This window comes from Sphingopyxis sp. (assembly GCF_019459305.1).
In the GTDB taxonomy this organism is placed as follows: domain Bacteria; phylum Pseudomonadota; class Alphaproteobacteria; order Sphingomonadales; family Sphingomonadaceae; genus Sphingopyxis.
This window is the reverse complement of the sequence record NZ_JAIBES010000152.1, coordinates 1-16,587: the sequence shown is the minus strand read 5'-3', so window position 1 is coordinate 16,587 and position 16,587 is coordinate 1. Positions and strand designations below refer to the sequence as shown.

Annotated in this window: 15 protein-coding genes; 6 read left to right on the top strand and 9 right to left on the bottom strand. The window is 63.0% G+C overall.

Features of this window, described 5'->3' with window-relative positions; all coding sequences use genetic code 11:
• Nucleotides 1-38 precede the first annotated feature (38 nt).
• On the bottom strand, nt 39-908 hold the full coding sequence (gene rpsB / locus K0M74_RS19155) for a 30S ribosomal protein S2 (RefSeq protein ID WP_293976055.1): 870 nt from the start codon (nt 906-908) through the stop codon (nt 39-41).
• Between the two features lie 237 nt (nt 909-1,145).
• Here rpsB and K0M74_RS19150 point away from each other — a divergent pair, with 237 nt between their 5' ends.
• Nucleotides 1,146-1,481, top strand: coding sequence for a hypothetical protein (locus tag K0M74_RS19150; RefSeq protein ID WP_293976053.1), 336 nt, complete (start codon nt 1,146-1,148; stop codon nt 1,479-1,481).
• On the opposite strand, the gene K0M74_RS19145 is transcribed toward K0M74_RS19150, so the two are convergent.
• Together K0M74_RS19145 and K0M74_RS19140 are read right to left on the bottom strand one after the other, a co-directional pair.
• On the bottom strand, nt 1,465-2,238 hold the full coding sequence (locus K0M74_RS19145) for a phosphatidylcholine/phosphatidylserine synthase (RefSeq protein ID WP_293976051.1): 774 nt from the start codon (nt 2,236-2,238) through the stop codon (nt 1,465-1,467). The genes K0M74_RS19150 and K0M74_RS19145 overlap by 17 nt on opposite strands.
• A gap of 1 nt (nt 2,239) precedes the next feature.
• Nucleotides 2,240-2,974 carry a phosphatidylserine decarboxylase gene (locus K0M74_RS19140; protein ID WP_293976049.1) on the bottom strand — a complete coding sequence of 245 codons (735 nt, stop codon included), beginning with the start codon at nt 2,972-2,974 and terminating at the stop codon, nt 2,240-2,242.
• A 138-nt stretch (nt 2,975-3,112) separates the two neighbouring features.
• Between K0M74_RS19140 and K0M74_RS19135 the strand changes: the two genes are divergently transcribed.
• Both K0M74_RS19135 and K0M74_RS19130 read left to right on the top strand, forming a co-directional pair.
• Nucleotides 3,113-4,327, top strand: coding sequence for an NADP-dependent isocitrate dehydrogenase (locus K0M74_RS19135; RefSeq protein ID WP_088439433.1), 1,215 nt, complete (start codon nt 3,113-3,115; stop codon nt 4,325-4,327).
• A 66-nt stretch (nt 4,328-4,393) separates the two neighbouring features.
• On the top strand, nt 4,394-6,169 hold the full coding sequence (locus tag K0M74_RS19130; protein WP_293976046.1) for a cation:proton antiporter: 1,776 nt from the start codon (nt 4,394-4,396) through the stop codon (nt 6,167-6,169).
• Here the strand turns inward: K0M74_RS19130 and K0M74_RS19125 are convergent.
• Nucleotides 6,166-9,036, bottom strand: coding sequence for a pitrilysin family protein (locus K0M74_RS19125; protein ID WP_293976044.1), 2,871 nt, complete (start codon nt 9,034-9,036; stop codon nt 6,166-6,168). The two genes, K0M74_RS19130 and K0M74_RS19125, sit on opposite strands and share 4 nt — an antisense overlap.
• A gap of 168 nt (nt 9,037-9,204) precedes the next feature.
• Here K0M74_RS19125 and K0M74_RS19120 point away from each other — a divergent pair, with 168 nt between their 5' ends.
• Nucleotides 9,205-10,065, top strand: coding sequence for a carbon-nitrogen hydrolase family protein (locus K0M74_RS19120; RefSeq protein WP_293976042.1), 861 nt, complete (start codon nt 9,205-9,207; stop codon nt 10,063-10,065).
• 140 nt (nt 10,066-10,205) lie between these two features.
• Here K0M74_RS19120 and K0M74_RS19115 read toward each other — a convergent pair whose 3' ends face one another.
• Complete coding sequence (locus tag K0M74_RS19115; RefSeq protein ID WP_088439439.1) at nt 10,206-10,430, bottom strand: hypothetical protein; 225 nt, start codon at nt 10,428-10,430, stop codon at nt 10,206-10,208.
• A 173-nt stretch (nt 10,431-10,603) separates the two neighbouring features.
• Complete coding sequence (locus tag K0M74_RS19110) at nt 10,604-11,401, bottom strand: NUDIX domain-containing protein (protein ID WP_293976041.1); 798 nt, start codon at nt 11,399-11,401, stop codon at nt 10,604-10,606.
• Nucleotides 11,402-11,502: 101 nt separating this feature from the next.
• Between K0M74_RS19110 and K0M74_RS19105 the strand changes: the two genes are divergently transcribed.
• Complete coding sequence (locus K0M74_RS19105) at nt 11,503-12,141, top strand: DUF4126 domain-containing protein (protein ID WP_293976040.1); 639 nt, start codon at nt 11,503-11,505, stop codon at nt 12,139-12,141.
• Between the two features lie 75 nt (nt 12,142-12,216).
• Here K0M74_RS19105 and K0M74_RS19100 read toward each other — a convergent pair whose 3' ends face one another.
• The 3 genes from K0M74_RS19100 to K0M74_RS19090 form a co-directional block, all read right to left on the bottom strand.
• A complete protein-coding gene (locus tag K0M74_RS19100) occupies nt 12,217-13,440 on the bottom strand; it encodes an NAD(P)/FAD-dependent oxidoreductase (protein ID WP_293976038.1) in 1,224 nt (407 codons plus the stop codon).
• 123 nt (nt 13,441-13,563) lie between these two features.
• Nucleotides 13,564-14,346, bottom strand: coding sequence for a LytTR family DNA-binding domain-containing protein (locus K0M74_RS19095; RefSeq protein WP_293976036.1), 783 nt, complete (start codon nt 14,344-14,346; stop codon nt 13,564-13,566).
• Nucleotides 14,328-15,476: a histidine kinase gene (locus K0M74_RS19090; RefSeq protein ID WP_293976034.1), complete on the bottom strand. Its 1,149-nt coding sequence runs from the start codon at nt 15,474-15,476 to the stop codon at nt 14,328-14,330. Before K0M74_RS19090 ends, K0M74_RS19095 begins: the two co-directional genes overlap by 19 nt.
• Before the next feature lie 107 nt (nt 15,477-15,583).
• Between K0M74_RS19090 and K0M74_RS19085 the strand changes: the two genes are divergently transcribed.
• Nucleotides 15,584-16,018, top strand: a complete 435-nt coding sequence (locus tag K0M74_RS19085) for a LuxR C-terminal-related transcriptional regulator (RefSeq protein WP_293976030.1) — start codon at nt 15,584-15,586, stop codon at nt 16,016-16,018.
• The last annotated feature ends 569 nt before the right edge of the window (nt 16,019-16,587 follow it).

Sequence of the window (16,587 nt, the reverse complement as noted above, 5' to 3'; positions counted from 1 at the left end):
CCGGGCAATTGCCGCGGCCGCGTCATCAAAACGAGCGGTTAGGCGTCGCTCTGACGTTCGGTTTCGGCAGCGGCTTCGGCCGGGACTTGTTCGTCCTCGGTCACCGGAGCAGCTGCGGCAGCCGGGGCTTCTTCAGCAACGGGTGCAGCAGCTTCTTCGACTAGCGCCGGTTCGGCGACAGGGTTCACCGCTGCGCCCAGATCTTCGCCACGATCGGCGCGGGCCTGCTGGCCGCCGCGGGTCGCGGCCTGAGCGATCGCATCGCAGTACAGGCGAATGGCGCGCGCGGCGTCATCGTTGGCCGGAACCGGGAAGGCAATGCCATCGGGCGAGACGTTCGAATCGAGGATCGCGACGACGGGGATGCCAAGGACATTGGCTTCCTTGATCGCCAGTTCTTCCTTGTTCGCGTCGATCACGAACATCACGTCGGGAATGCCGCCCATGTCGCGAATGCCGCCGAGCGACATTTCGAGCTTGTCGCGCTCGCGGGTGCGGTTGAGCACTTCCTTCTTGGTCAGGCCCGAGGTGTCGCCCGAAAGCTGTTCCTCAAGGGTCTTGAGACGCTTGATCGAACCCGAGATCGTCTTCCAGTTGGTGAGCATGCCGCCCAGCCAGCGGTGGTTGACGAAGTGCTGACCCGAAGCGCGCGCGGCGTCAGCGATCGGACCCTGCGCCTGGCGCTTGGTGCCGACGAACAGCACCTTGCCACCCGACGCCGCCGACGAGGCGACGAATTCGAGGGCGCGCGCAAAAAGCGGCACGGTCTGCGACAGGTCTAGAATGTGGATGCCGTTGCGCGCACCGAAAATATACGGCTTCATGCGCGGGTTCCAGCGGTGGGTCTGGTGGCCGAAGTGGGCGCCAGCCTCGATAAGATTCTGCATCGTGACGACAGGTGCCGCCATAGTCTTTCTCCTTCCGGTTGGTCCTCTGGAAAGCAAGAACCGGGTTCCGCAAGCGGATGATCCCGGCACCGGTTTATGTGCGCCTTCCATGTGGAATGCGCGGGCCGTTAGCCGCGTTGGTCATCAAAAGCAAGCGCCCGCGGCGCATTCGGGATGAACGGTGCGCGCATCCGATCATTCGATCCGGCGCCAATCTGACTCCGTTCGTCGCAAAACACTTGGGAACAAACCAAGAACATGCAACCAAAAGGCAAGCAAAACCGTCATTCCCGTCGGAAAGGTTTTGTTAACGGAAACCCGGAAGGACAGATCATGGTTCAGATCGCAGCCGCACTCCTCTTCGCCCTCGCCGCCGGACTCGGCATCACGGTGATCCTGGCGATGTTGAAAGCAAATGAGTCGGCGATTCTTTCGGCGCTGCTTGGCGAAGGTGCTTTCGCGGGTGATGCCGCACCGCAGCCCGGACCTGCGACGGTCATCAAGCTGCGCCCTTCAGCACCGCGTCGCCACATCGCGCGCGCCATCGTCGCGCGGTCCCAGCGCAGCCAGCCCCAGTTCAGCCGCGCCGCCTGACCTTCGCATAGCTGGCGAGGCCGAACGGCAGCGTCGCCGCATAGATTGCGCAGACAGCGAGCAGCGTCAGCCACGGCGCGGTCACCAGCGCGGCACCGAGCAACCCGACCCCCGCCAGAGCGAACAATCGCCACGATCGACGCAGGCGGATCGAGGCCCAGCTGTAGGTGGGGATCGCCGAGATCATCAGCATCGCGACACCCAGCGCCCACGGCATCACGACATACCATTCGCGGAACAGCTCATTGCCCGTCGTCAGCCACAGATAGACGGGCACGAACGCCAAGCCTGCCCCGGCTGGTGCGGGAATACCGGTGTTGAAGCCGGCGGATTTGTGCGGCTGAAAATCGGCATCCATCCGCGAGTTGAAGCGCGCCAGCCGCAGCGCGCAGCAGACGGCCAGCGCCAGCGCCGCGGTCCAGCCAAATTTCGGCGCATCCTGGAGCGACCACAGGAACAGGATCATTGCCGGAGCGACGCCGAAGGCGATGACGTCCGACAGCGAATCGAGCTCGGCGCCAAATTTGCTTTGCGCGCGCAGCAGCCGTGCGATCCGCCCGTCCATGCCGTCGAGCACCCCGGCAAAAATCACTGCGGCGATGGCAAGTTCAAACTGCCCGCCGATTGCAAAGCGCACCCCGGTCAGGCCAAAGCACAGCGCAAGCACGGTAATCGCATTGGGGGCAAAAGCGCGCAGGCCGATCCCGCCGATACGGCGACCCGCGGCGTCCGCCGGAAGCTGGGTGTCGTCTGTCACCCTATTGTCCGATGCCGTCGATCATCGCAGCCTGTCCGATCCGCGCGACAACGGTTTCACCCGCCAGCGTCCTCTGGCCAAGCAACACCTGCGGCGTCGTCCCCGCGGGCAGATAGACATCGACGCGGCTGCCGAACCGGATCAGCCCGACGCGCTGGCCAGTCGTCAGTGCGTTGCCCATGGTTACGAACGGCATGATCCGCCGCGCGACCAGACCCGCGATCTGGGTGAAACCGATGCGCACCCCGTCGGCACGCTCGACGACAAAATGCTGGCGCTCATTCTCTTCGCTCGCCTTGTCGAGATCGGCGTTGAGGAACTTGCCCGGGATATAGACGAGCTTGCGCAACGTTCCTGCAATCGGCGTGCGGTTGATGTGGACATCGAACACGCTCATAAAAATAGACACGCGCAGCATCGACGCGTCGCCTAATCCGTCGGCGCCAGCGATCTCAGGCGGCGGGGAGACCTCGGCGATCTGGGTCACCAGCCCGTCGGCGGGCGCGATGACGACATCGCTGCCGGTCGGGGTGATGCGGATGGGGTCGCGGAAAAAGGTACCGACCCACACGGTCACCCCGAACATCAGCCAGCCGACAATCCCCCAGCCAAGCAGCCAGAAGCAGAGGGTGATGATCGCCGCGATCAAAAGGAACTTGCGCCCCTCGGGATGGATCGATGGCCATTGCCATTTGATGCCGCCACCGGGGCGGTTGGAAGAGATGATATTGGACATGGCCGTTCTTCTAGGGTGCGCGCCTGACACTGACAATGAATAAGGCATGGTCAGGGTTCCACCACGCCCATTGATCAATCGCGCCGCTTTGCCTAAGGCCCGCTGCAACTCCGACTCCCCAAGGATAAAGGCAGCAGCATGGGCAAGATCAAGGTAGCCAACCCGGTCGTCGAACTCGACGGCGACGAAATGACCCGGATCATCTGGCAATGGATCCGCGAACGGCTGATCCTTCCCTATCTCGACATCGACCTTCATTATTACGATCTCAGCATCGAAATGCGCGACCAGACCGACGACAAGATCACGGTCGATGCTGCCAACGCGATCGCCAAATATGGCGTCGGTGTGAAATGCGCGACGATTACCCCCGACGAACAGCGCGTCGAGGAATTCGGCCTTAAGAAAATGTGGAAGTCGCCGAACGGCACGATCCGCAACATCCTGGGCGGCGTCGTGTTCCGCGAACCGATCGTCATGAAGAACGTTCCGCGCCTCGTCCCCGGCTGGACCGACCCGATCGTCGTCGGCCGTCACGCGTTCGGCGACCAGTATAAGGCAACGGACTTCCGCGTCCCAGGCCCCGGCAAACTGCGCCTGGTATTCGAGGGCGAAGACGGCAAGGTCATTGACGAAGAGGTGTTTCTGTTCCCCTCGTCGGGCGTCGCGATGGCGATGTACAACCTCGACGATTCGATCCGCGACTTCGCGCGAGCTAGCCTGAATTATGGCCTCGCTCGCAAGTGGCCGGTGTATCTGTCGACCAAGAACACGATCCTGAAAGCCTATGACGGCCGCTTCAAGGACATCTTCGAAGAAGTGTTCACCGCCGAATTCAAGGCCGATTTCGATGCCGCGGGCATCGTTTACGAACATCGTTTGATCGACGACATGGTCGCATCGGCGCTCAAGTGGAGCGGTAAGTTTGTCTGGGCCTGCAAGAATTACGACGGCGACGTTCAGTCGGACACAGTCGCGCAGGGCTTCGGTTCGCTCGGCCTGATGACCAGCGTGCTGATGACCCCCGATGGCCAGACCGTCGAATCCGAAGCAGCGCACGGCACCGTCACTCGCCACTACCGCATGCACCAGCAGGGCAAGGCGACCTCGACCAACCCGATCGCGTCGATCTTTGCGTGGACCGGCGGCCTCAAGCACCGCGGCAAGCTCGACGATAACGCGGAGCTGGTGAAGTTTGCCGACGATCTGGAAAAAGTCTGCGTCGCGACGGTCGAAAGCGGCAAGATGACCAAGGATCTGGCGCTGCTGATCGGCCCCGACCAGAACTGGCTGACCACCGAAGGCTTCTTTGAAGCGATCGTTGAAAACCTTGAAGCCAAGATGGGTAGTTAAAAACAACCAAAAAGGTTGGGATAGCTCTCTAGCCAATCGGGGCCGGCCTGCATAAGGTCGGCCCCTATGGTATCGGAAACAGAAACTTCGGCCATCGGCAATGCGCTGGTGGTTTTAGGCGCCGCGGGCATCGTCATCCCGGCGTTTGCGCGCTTTCGCCTGCCCCCCGTTATCGGGTTCATCCTCGTCGGCCTGCTGGTGGGGCCGTCGGGGCTGGGATCGCTGGCTGGCGATTATCCTTGGCTGAAACATGTCACGATCGGATCGACCGACGATATCGCGCTGTTTGCCGAATTCGGCATCATCATGCTGCTGTTTTCGATCGGTCTCGAGCTCTCGTTCCGCCGCCTGTGGCAATTACGCAAACTTGTGTTCGGGGTTGGCGCAGCCGAATTGCTGCTCGGCGGCGCGATCCTTGGCGGCGGCTTATGGGTGCTCGGCGATCTGTCGACTCCCGCGGCGTTCGGGCTCGGCATCGCCCTCGCGCTGTCGTCGACCGCTTTGGTGCTGCCGATGGTGGGGACCAAGTCGGCGGTGGGTCGCGCGTCATTTTCAATGTTGCTGTTCGAAGATCTGGCGATCGTCCCGATCATCTTCGTCCTCGGCGCCCTCGCCCCCAATCCGGCCGGTGACAATGCCCAACTGCTGATGACGACCCTGTGGCAGGGCGCGCTGGTGGTTGCGGTGCTGGCGGTTGCGGGCTGGTTCCTGCTGCCGCGCATCTTTGCCCAGGCGGCGCGCGCCAAGGATCCCGAGCTGTTCCTGGCTGCCAGCCTGCTTGTGGTGATCGTCGCCGCGCTCGCCACCGCGACGGTCGGCCTATCGCCGATCGTCGGGGCGCTGCTCGCCGGATTAATGATCGCCGAGACCGAATATCATGGCGAGGTCGAAGCGATCACCGCGCCGTTTAAAGGCCTCGCGCTCGGGGTCTTCCTGATCAGCGTCGGCATGGGGCTGGACCTCAAGAGTATCGCCGCGCAATGGCCGATGTTGATCGCTGCGGTCGTCGGGGTGATCACGGTCAAAGCGGTGGTGACCGCGCTGCTGCTGCGCTTTTCGGGCGCGCGCCGCGGTACAGCCGCCGAAGTCGGCTTGCTGATGTCGAGCCCGTCGGAGACGACCCTGATCGTGTTGACCGCCGCGCTGACGGCGGGAATCATTGATCCCGCAACAGCGAGTTTCTGGCAGCTTGTCACCGCGATCGGCCTGACCATCACGCCGCTGCTGGCGCGCGTCGGCCACGACGTTGCGCGGCGGATCGAAATGCGCAGCGACGACACGCCGGAGGATGAGCCCGCAGTGGCGCGGACCGTCATCGTGGGCTTTGGCCGCGTCGGACGCACGGTTGCTGAGCTGCTGCGCGAACATGGCCGCGCCTATATCGCGGTCGATGCCAATATCGACAGCGTGGCGGTGGCGCGGCGCGACGGCTTTAAGGTGCGCTTTGCCGATGTCGCGCGGCAAGGCAGTCTCGACAAGCTGGGGATCGAAAGCGCCGACGCCATCGTGCTGACGATGGACGATCCCGTACAGCAGCTGCGGATGACCAAGCAATTGCGCCAGAAATTTCCCGACCTGCCGATCATCAGCCGCGCGCGCGATGCCGACCATGCCGCGGCGCTCTATCAGGCGGGAGCGAGCGATGCGGTACCCGAGACGCTCGAAAGCTCGCTGCAACTTGCCGAAGCAGTGCTGATCGACCTAGGTGTCGCGATGGGGCCGGTGATCGCATCGATCCACGACGTGCGCGCGAAGATGCGCCACGACATCATGACCAAAGGCGAGCTGGATCGCGAACCGCGCATCCGCAAAGTCCGTGCGCCCGGCGGGGAAACCGCTTAGCGCCCGCCCGCGGTGGTCGCTGTCGCCCCGGTTGCGGCACCCAGCGCCGACGCGTCGGCCAGCGTCATCCCCTTGGGCAGGATCGCCAGCGACCATTGGCGCTGCGGCGTCAGATATTCCTGTGCCAGCCGCTGGACGTCAGCAGCGGTCACCGCGGCAATGTCGGTCTCCATTGACAGCGCCGCAGTGGCGACGCGTGGGTCGCGCGTCGCGCCCTCCAACAGGAACATCCAATAGACATTGCCGGTCGACGCGCGGGAGACCATTTCGCGGATCGGCACCGCGTTGCGCGTCAGTTCATCGACGCCCACCTGGTTAGCGACCAGATCGGCGGCAATGTCGCGCGCAATGCCATAAAAGCGGTCGATATCCTTCGGCGCAAGCAGGCTGCCGACGAGCAGATAGCCGCCGCTGTCAAATCCCGTCGGCCAATGGCTGTCGACCACCGGACCATAACTCGCTCCCTGTTCAGCGCGCAGGCGATCGAACAAGCGGTCGTTGAAGATCGCGGCAAGCACTTCAAGCCCGCGCGCATCGCGCGGATTGGCGAGACCACCCCCGGTCGGCCACGCCGTCATCGCCGCCGCCTGCCCCTCGGCGCCGCGATGATAGGCGATATCGGGAACCGGGGCCGCTTTGGCGAAATCGACGCGCTGGCCGTTGGCGGGGGCCAGCACTTTTCGCGGCGGCAGTGCGCCGAGCGTGCTCGCCAGGATCTCGCGATAGTCGACCGCTTCCAGGTCGCCGAAAATCTGCACCTCGATCGGTCCGCTGGCGAGCTGCGGCTCCCAAAAGGCGCGGAAGGCGGCGGGGGTCAGCGCTTCGATCTGCGCCTTGTCGGGCGCCGCCCAACGCGCGTCATTATTGGTCAGCCAGCCGCGCAGATTGCGGTCGAGCACCGCATTGGGGGTGGCGTCGTTGAGGTCATAGCCGGTGAGATAACCGACACGCAGGCGCTCAATTGGTGCCGTGTCCCAGCGCGGCTGCGCCAGCTTGCCCGCGATCAGCCGCATCTGGTCGGAAAGGTCGGCGGGCTTGCTTTCCGCCGACAGTTCGAACGCATTGTCGTCGATCGCAAAATTCAGCTGAATCTGCCGCCCATTGGTCAGCTGGTCGATCTCATTCTGTCCCCACGGCCCGATGCCGCTGGCGACCAGAGCATAATCACCGGTCCACAACAGGTTCGGGGAATCGGCGGCGACACTGCGGTTGCCGGTACCGAACCGCACATTGACGCGCACCTTGCCGGGTTCAATCTTGTTGTTCGACACCAGCGCGGTCACGCCATTAGCAAACTCGATCCGTTCGGCGCGCAGGCCGAGCAGGCTGTCACTCGAGGTGATCGTCCCCGGCGTTCCAAAAGCGGGGAGCTGTTTGAAATCGGCCTGAACCGTCACCAACCGATCGTCGCGCGCGGTCACCGGCGCTTTTAGCGCGGCCAGTAAGGCCGCGTCGCCGCCCGCCGCGGTCGGTGTCGTCAACACCGCGCGCGTCACCGGGGCGGCAAAAATCGCCTTGCTGGTCTCCAGCATCACTTTCGGGGTCGCAAAAGCGCGGATCGCCTTGAACATATCGACCTGCCCCTGCGGGCTTGTCACGACCTCGTGAATGTCGACGGCACGGACCAGATCGTCGGCCAGCCGCGCGCCGGGCTCGTTGCGCGCATTTTCCAGCTCCTTGCGCAGGAAGGCCTCGATTTCATTCGCTTCGCGGTCGATGTCCGCCTGTGACGGAGGGTTGCTGGTCGCGTCGGCGATCACCCCGCGTACATCGGCGAGCGCCGCCTTCCAGTCGCTGAGCGGCACGATCGACGCCATGGTGACGTCGGCGCTGCGGCTGACATATTGCTGTTCGACTGTCGCGACCAGATAGCTGCCGCCACTGCGCGCCCGGTTTTCCAAACGGCGGTTGACGAGCGCCTGCGCGATGAATTCCAGATAGAGCCGCCGCGTGTTTTCGACCGTGTCGATGCGTTTCCGCCACGGGCGTACCATCGCCAGTGTCAGCGCAAGCGGCTGGTTCGCCTCGACGATTTCGCGTGCTGGTGGTGCCTTCGGGTCGGGCTTGCCGAAATCAGGGTCGACAGGATTCGGCCCGTCAGCGCGCCAATCGCCATAATATTTCGCGACCAGCCGCGCCAGTTCGGCGGGTTCCGAGTCACCAACGATGACCACCACCGCACGATCGGGGCGATACCAGCGCTTGTGAAAGGCAGCGACGGTCGGCGCGCTAGCTTTGCCCAGCGATGCGGTCGTGCCGATCGGCGAACGGTCGCCGAGCAGCTGACCGGCGAACAGATGCGCGTTGGTCGCATCGCCGATCCGCTTCTGCGGTCCGTCCGATTCACGCAATTCGGACATCACCACACCGCGTTCGGCGGCGACCGCCAGTTCCGAAATCCGGGGCTGGCGGATCATGCCCGACAGCAATTTCATGCTCTCGTCGAGATTGGCCGGGGTCACGCTGGGCAGGTCGAGCTGATACACGGTCTGCGTCGGCGTCGTCTGAGCGTTCGAATCGCTGCCAAAAGTGACACCGAATCGCTGCCAGATGCGCTTGGCTTCGCCGTCGGGGATATGTTCGGAGCCCCGAAAGGTCAGATGTTCGAGCAAATGCGCATAGCCGCGCTCTTCCTCCGTTTCGAACATCGATCCGACGTCCATGCGGACGCGGATCGACACCTGTCCTGGCGGCACGCCGTTGTTGCGCACGGCATAGCGCACGCCGTTGGGCAGCGTCCCGAATTGCCATGCGGTGTCGCGCGGAATGTCACTGTCAGCATAGAGCCAGTCGCCGCTCCCCGCCTGTCTGGTCGCCGTCGTCGGCGTAGCTCCGCCTTGCGCGTTGACGGCGAAGGGAAGCAGCAACAGAGCCGCGCCGGCACTGGCGCACAGGAGCGATCGGGAAAAACGAAGCGACATACGCGCAGGGGAATTGGCCATTGGGCCATCTTATCGCGTTCAAACCTTGCTGGCCACTGAACTGTCGCGGCGCTTGTCCTGCAAACCGCATCGGCTTAGCGATAGGGGATGACCATGACGAACGATCCCCAAGCAGGCGCCCCGATCGCCGCGCTCATCCAGATGGCCAGCGGGATCGATCCGGCCGCAAACCTGGCGACGATCGATCGCGCAATGGCGAACGCCGCAGCGGGCGGCGCCGCGATGGCATTCCTGCCCGAAATGTCGCTGCTGCTCGATCGCGATCGCGTGCGATCCGCGGCCCATATCGCGCGCGAGCGTGACAGTGTCTGGCCCGCTGCTTTGCAAACGCTGGCGCATAAGCATGGCCTGTGGCTCCACTCCGGATCGATGCCGCTGCTATCCGATGATGGCGCGCGGCGCGTCAACCGCAGCCATGTCATCGCCGCCGACGGCAGCGTCTGCGCACGCTATGACAAGATCCACATGTTCGACGTCACCCTGCCGACGGGCGAGAACTGGACCGAATCGGCGGCCTATGCCGGCGGCGATGCGCTGGTCGTCGTCGATACCCCGCTTGGCCGGTTGGGACTGAGCATTTGTTATGACTTGCGATTCCCTGAACTTTACCGGGCGCTGGTCGATCAAGGGGCGAACCTGATCGCGATCCCCGCCGCGTTCACGGTGCCGACGGGCGAGGCGCATTGGCATGTGCTGATGCGCGCGCGGGCGATTGAAACCGGCTGTCATGTTCTGGCGGCGGCGCAATGCGGCGACCATGAAGACGGCCGCGCGACCTATGGCCACAGTCTGATCGTCGATCCATGGGGCGCCGTATTGGGCGATGCCGATGCAGCCAGCGCCGAAACTGGGTATCGTGTGGTGCTGGCACCGATCGATGTCGCTGCGACCGATCGCGCTCGCCAATCGATCCCCTTGGCCCGCTCACGGGCCATGCGAAACATCACACTCTAGACGGCCCACGATCGCGTCTGGGCCAGACGTCAGCGCCAGCCGTGCAGGAAAGTCTACAACCCACAAGCACAAACCGAAGACGCGCAAAAGGCCCCGAGCGGAACTCGGAGCCTTTTGGTATCTTTAGCGATCAGCCGAAATTACGGGCTGGTCGGCGAGTCGTCGTTGTTGTCCGACGCGATGATGATGCCGCCGATAATAGCAGCAAGCGCGATGATCGCGATGATCCAACCGCTGCCTTCGAGCTCGCTCTGGCCTTCTACGGCCGAAGCTGCACGGGCTGCGGGAGCGGCCGACGCGGCAACCGGGGCTGCGATCATCGAGGTCGCTGCGAGAGAGATCGCAGCCTTTTTGAGCAGGTTCATTATATTCTCCGTCCACTGGATTAGTCTTGTCGAATCACACCCAAGGCGAACCTCCGGTCTGCTTCTGCGCCGCCTTCTTAGGCATAGGCTTCAGCAAATGCAACGACGATTTGGCATAGCGCCGCAATTCTTACCAAATTGCTAAATTGAGGAAAAATGCCTCGCGGATGGCCTTAGCCGCGCCGCACCTGATCGAAGGATTCACGCGTCACCGGATAGCCGAGATGATCGGGAATACACAAAAAGGACTGCCCCTCGCACCATTCGATCCACGGTGTTACCAGCTCGACCGGAAACTGCCGCGAATGCGCCGAAAACTCTTCAAAATCGGCCACGCGTGCGAGGCGTTCGAGATTCCGACGGGTCGGAAAAATGACCGACACCTCGCCACGATCCGCCATCATCAGCGTTCGGTGTGCGCTTGCCCAGAAAATATGACTATGCTCAGCTTCTTCAACGGTCAGTTCATGGCTATGCGGCGGCGCTGCGACGGCATAGAATCGTGTGTCGAACGTCCTCGCCTCTTTGAAATTCGGACACCATCGCGCGAAAGGAACGAATGAATCCAACGCGATTCGGTCACCGCGTGCCGCCAGGATGTCCGACAGCAGCGTTCCCGCCAGCAACGCCCGACGAACGTCGGCGAGCTCGCGCTCCTGCAATGCAGGCCAACCGACAGCGAGGCCGGTTTCCTCCAGCGTCTCGCGCAACGCCGCGACCCGGGCGGCACCGTCGGCCTCGTGAACATCGGGTCCGTGTTGGCGCGCCACCAGATAATCGTCGGGATCGACCCGGCCGCCCGGAAATACCACGGCGCCCGCTGCAAAGGCCATATTCGTCGATCGTTTCACCATCAAAATCTCGTCGGGGCCGTTATCCGGCGCCGGGCGCATTATGACCAGCGTCGCTGCGGGAATGGCACCTTCAGGCAGAACCTCGGAACCAGAGGGCGGGAGTGGTATGTCATTCATCACCCCCAGCGATAACCGTGCCGCCAAAGCTTGTCATCCCGGCATTGCGGCACGGTCAATGGAGGTGCAAGAAGATCGCGAACTGGACGAGGAGCAGGATATTGGGAATCGTCGAGATATTGGGCGTCGCCGGCAGCCTCAGCCTCCTCGCCGGGTGGCGACTCTACCTCACCATCTTGGCCACCGGCACCGCGATGCATTTTGGCTGGCTGCCGCTGCCTGAACATCTCGCCGCGCTGCAGGTGCTGGCAAATCCGTGGGTGCTGGGGGTCGCGGCGGTCGGCACAATCGCCGAATTCCTTGCCGACAAGATCGCCTGGGTCGATTCGGTCTGGGACATGATCCACAGTGTGATCCGCCCGCTCGGCGGCGCCCTCCTCGCGCTGGCGCTCGTCGATGCCTCCGATCCGACCTGGCAAGTGATCGCCTTCCTGCTTGGCGGCGGCGGCGCATTGCTAAGCCACGGCGCCAAGGCGACGACGCGCGCGATGGTCAACGCTAGCCCCGAACCCGTCAGCAATGTCGTCGTATCGACCGGCGAAGATGTCGCGACCGGCAGTCTGTTGGCACTCGCCATCGCCTTTCCGCCGCTGGCGATTGTCATCGCCATATTTATGGCAGTCGCGGCGGTCATCGTAATCATCGCGCTGCGCCGCCTGCTCCGCAATATCAAAGCGACACTAAAGCGGGCGCTGGGCGACGAGCCGCCAACGGCGAATAGGCTACCGCCGGCACCTTAAGCTTCGTCATTGCGAGCGAAGCGAAGCATTCCAGATCGCCGCATCGCTTTCGGCTCCTCACAATGACGAGGTCTGTTATGCGGGCAGCAACGCTTTCAACGGCGTTTCGGTGTCGGCGAGTTGTTCGGCGGTCGCGTGCAGGCCCGCAGTGACGATCATCCGTCCCTGGACATAATCCTTCGTCGCATTAACGCAGTCGATCGCGATGACCCTGCCCGCTTTCAGATAGACGACCGAGAAGCTGCGTGTTGCCGGATCGCCGCGCATCACGGCGCGATCGTGGCCGGTCGACAGCCCAGCAGTCTGGAGCTTGAGGTCATATTGGTTCGACCAGAACCAGGGGATCGCATGATAGGGCGCTTCGTCGCCGCAAATGCCCTTGGCGACGACATTCGCCTGATCATTGGCATTCTGCACCGATTCCAGCCGGATCACGACGCCTTCGGCAAAGTCGTTCTCATGCGCAGCGCAGTCGCCAATCGCGTAGATGTCGGGCAGGCTGGTCTTGCAAAGCCCGTCGACGAGCACGCCGTTGCCGCCCTCGGCGCCCGCCGCGATCAGCGGCTCGACGGCGGGGACGATGCCGATGCCGACGATGACGAGATCGGCGGCGATGACTTCGCCGTCAGCGAGCCGCACCCCGGTGACATGGGTATCGCCCTCGATCGCCTCGACCGCGACGCCCAGCCGCAGATCGACGCCATGCTCGCGATGCTCGCGCTCGTAGAAGCGCGAGAGTTCGGTCCCGGCAACGCGCGCCAGCACGCGGTCGAGCGCTTCGAGCAGCACGACCTTCTTGCCCGCCTTGCGCAGCACTGCCGCAGCCTCGAGGCCGATATAGCCGCCGCCGATGACAACGATCTGGCGCGCAGTCTCGGACGCCGCCTTCATCGCATCCGCATCGGCGCGGGTGCGCACGCCCTGTACCCCCGGCAGATCGCCGCCGGGGATCGGCAGCATCCGTGGGCTCCCGCCAGTCGCCCAGACGAGCTTGCCATAGCCAATCGCCTCGCCGTCGTCGGTGATAACGCTGTGCGTGCCCGGATCGACCGATACGACGCGCTTGCCGAGCAGCATCGTCACCTCGCGCTCGTCCCAATATTTGGCGGGGCGCAGCTGGATGCGTTCGAATTCCTTTTCGCCCGCGAAATATTCCTTCGACAGCGGCGGACGCTCATAGGGCAATTCGGGCTCGTCGCCGATGATCGCGATGCTGCCGGTGAATTTCTGGGTGCGCAGCATGATCGCGACCTGCGCCCCGCCATGCCCGGCGCCCACGATCACCACATCGAACTGCATTGAAGCTCTCCCGTTCATTCTGCTCGTCCCTTGCACGCAGTGACGGGGGAGACAAGTCGGGTCGACTTTCTGCAGAGCAAGAAAAACTTGAAATCGCGGCAATGTCGCGCAGTTGTAAAACCGTCAGTCGCGGCGCGCAAGGCGGGCGCGGATCGCGGCGGTATAGGTGCGGCCGACCCTTAGCTCGGTGCCATCGTTCAGCACCGCAATCAGCGCATGGAATTGCCCGCCCTTCACCCGCTCGACGGCGTCGATGCGAACCATCGTGCTGCGGTGGATCCGCAGAAACTGCTGCGGCGCCAGCTGTCGTTCGAGCGTTGCCAGATTTTCGTTGTACAGATAACCCTGACCGTCGGCATGGATGCGGACATAGTCGCGCTCGGCGCTGACATGCGAAATGCTTTCGGGCTTGATGCGGACATATTCGCCACCCGCCCGTACCCACAATTCGCCCATCTGCTGGCGCGTTTCCGGTCCGGTCGCGCGTAGATTGGCGACAACCTCTTCCAGTTCACGGATGCGGTCGGCGCTTTGCGCCTGCTCGACGACCCCCCGTGCGCGTTCCATCGCCGTCCGGAAACGTCCGGCCTCGATCGGCTTGGTGACATAGTCCACCGCCTGCGCGTCGAACGCGCGCAGTGCCTGGTCGCTGAACGCTGTGACAAATATCACCGCAGGGGCGGGGTCGGGCAAATGGCGGAGCAGGTCGAACCCGCTGCCTCCCGGCATCCTGATGTCGAGCAAAATGATGTGGCAAGGCGATGCCGCAAGCCATTCGATCGCGTGCGCAACATTGCCCGCTTCCCCCACCTCGCCCACCCATGGCAGTTGCTGCGCCAGACGCACTGCGCGGCGGCGGGCCAACGGCTCGTCGTCGACGACCAATGTTACGAGACCTGACAACATATTATCCAGGGTAAGCGGATTTCGGCTCGGAATTGCGTAGGGGTCGGTTTCGTCGCAAACGAACTTGCTGGTCCAAAGCGCGCTGCCAGACGATCGGCAACATTGCGCAGCCCGATCCGGCTGCCGGCGCGCGTCTGATGGCCGTCCCCCGGAAACCGGTCGTTTGCGACGGATACGCACAAATCGTCGCCGTCGCGCCAAGCAACGATCCGGATCTCTACCTCGCGCGTGCTGGGCTCGACCCCGTGTTTAACGGCGTTTTCGACAAGCGGCTGCAGAATAAGGTTCGGAACCATGACGAGCAAAGCCGCCTCTTCGACGTCGATGCTAAAGCGCATGCGGTCCGCGAAGCGTTCGCGCTCGATCTCAAGATAATCTTCCTGCAAGGCCAGCTCGGCCGCCAGGGTAACATCCGTCATCGGGTCGAGCTCGAGCGTCTGGCGCAGAAAGGTCGAAAGCGATATCATCATTCGCTGCGCCCGCGCGTTCGCGCCTTCTTCGACCAGCCCGACCGCCGAGTTCAGCGTGTTGAACAGGAAATGCGGATTAATCTGATAGCGCAGAGCGCGCATTTGCGCCGAGAGCGCCTCTTCGCGCGCCTGCGCCAGACTGCGTTCGCGGTCGCGGACTTCGAAACTGTATAGCAGCGCGACATAAAGGCACGACCAGCCAAAGAACATGCCTGTGGAGGAGATCATCGTGTGGCCGAAAACGATCTGGTCGAACGACCAGTTCACCGGCTGCACAAACCAAATGTAAACGAGGATATCGATGCCACTGAGGATCGCTGCCGCCACAATCGAAAATGTGAACGCGATGAGGACTTTAATAAAGATCGACGCGTAGCGCAGCCTAAACAGCGACGCGGTCACGATCAGCGTCAGCCCGACGCCAAAGCTGTTCGTGATTATTTTGCCGAGCGCCGATTTGATGGGATCAACGCCTGCGATGCCCCACAATATGCTGTCAGACACGAATACGCAGAGCCAGAATAGCGCCGCCAGCTTGACCGTCGTCGCGGTAATCGCCTTGCGTTCGCGAACCGACGCGAGACGCGGCGGCGCGTGCAGCGGGTCGCGGTCGGTCGCAGATCCGTTCGATTGCACCTTTCGTTCTAGCGCACTCGTCATCACCGACAAGCCAGTGGTAGAAAACCCCGCCCGTTCATTGCCCTGTACAAGCCAACCGCCGCTTTCCCCCTCATCCTGTCCAGCAATTGCGATAGCATCGTGGCGCCATGAAATATATCGACGCGTCATTACATTTCGATCAGCACGCGAGCGTCATTCCGTTTGATCGCGACGATCGGACCATCGTCCTGGTCACAACGTCGCGCTATGGCGATGCCGACGCCATCGCGCGAATCAAATCCGCCCTGCCCGGCTCCGAGATTGTCAGCCTGTCGCACCCTGCCACCGGCCATCATCCTGCGGGCAATCATGCCAGCGCGACGCCGACACTGACCCATCGCCAGCAGGAAATCCTGGGCCACCTGCTCAGCGGCCTGTCCAACAAGGAGATTGCCCGCAAGCTTGGTCTGTCGCATTTCACGGTGCGCAATCATGTTTCCAACATCCTGCGAGTGATGGGATATTCCTGCCGTCGGACGATGCGAAGTTCGCTCGCGGTCGAGCGTGTTCGGCCCGATTGCTTTACCAGTCTCGTCGCCTAGCAGCGGTCGCCGCGACCGTCGGCGGCGCCCGTCGCCACGGCAATTGCCATCGGCAATAAACTGCGCGCTGCGCCCATGACCAGCCACGTCCCGCGCACGCCCCGGCGCCAGTCTTTCAGAATTCAGCCCCTGCATCGATTCCATCCCATGGCGATTATCGATGCCGCATCATAGCCGAGCTATGCCCCCAAACCCAATTGGCAGCGTGAACCGGTACATGGCCACCTCGCCCGCTCACAATGCGCCCACGGCGGAATCTAGGGATTTGGAAACCTGCGCCACAAGGTGAGGAAACGTACTAGGTCACATCGGTGCGGCGGTCGAAATCGGGTCAATCAGGCCGACGATCCCTCGTTTGTTTTGCTACCGTACATCAGCAGCGGCGCGCCCGACCGACTACCAATTTTCCGCCGCCACCATCAGCGTCGGGGTCGTGTCCCCGGCGGTGGTGTAGCTTCTGCCGGTAGCGAAGCTGACCGGACACGCGCTAATCGAAAAAGCGCTGTAGTGTCCGGTCAGTTTCGCGGGTGGTCATCGGCGAACTTCGGTAAGCTTGTGTTGCAAAACTC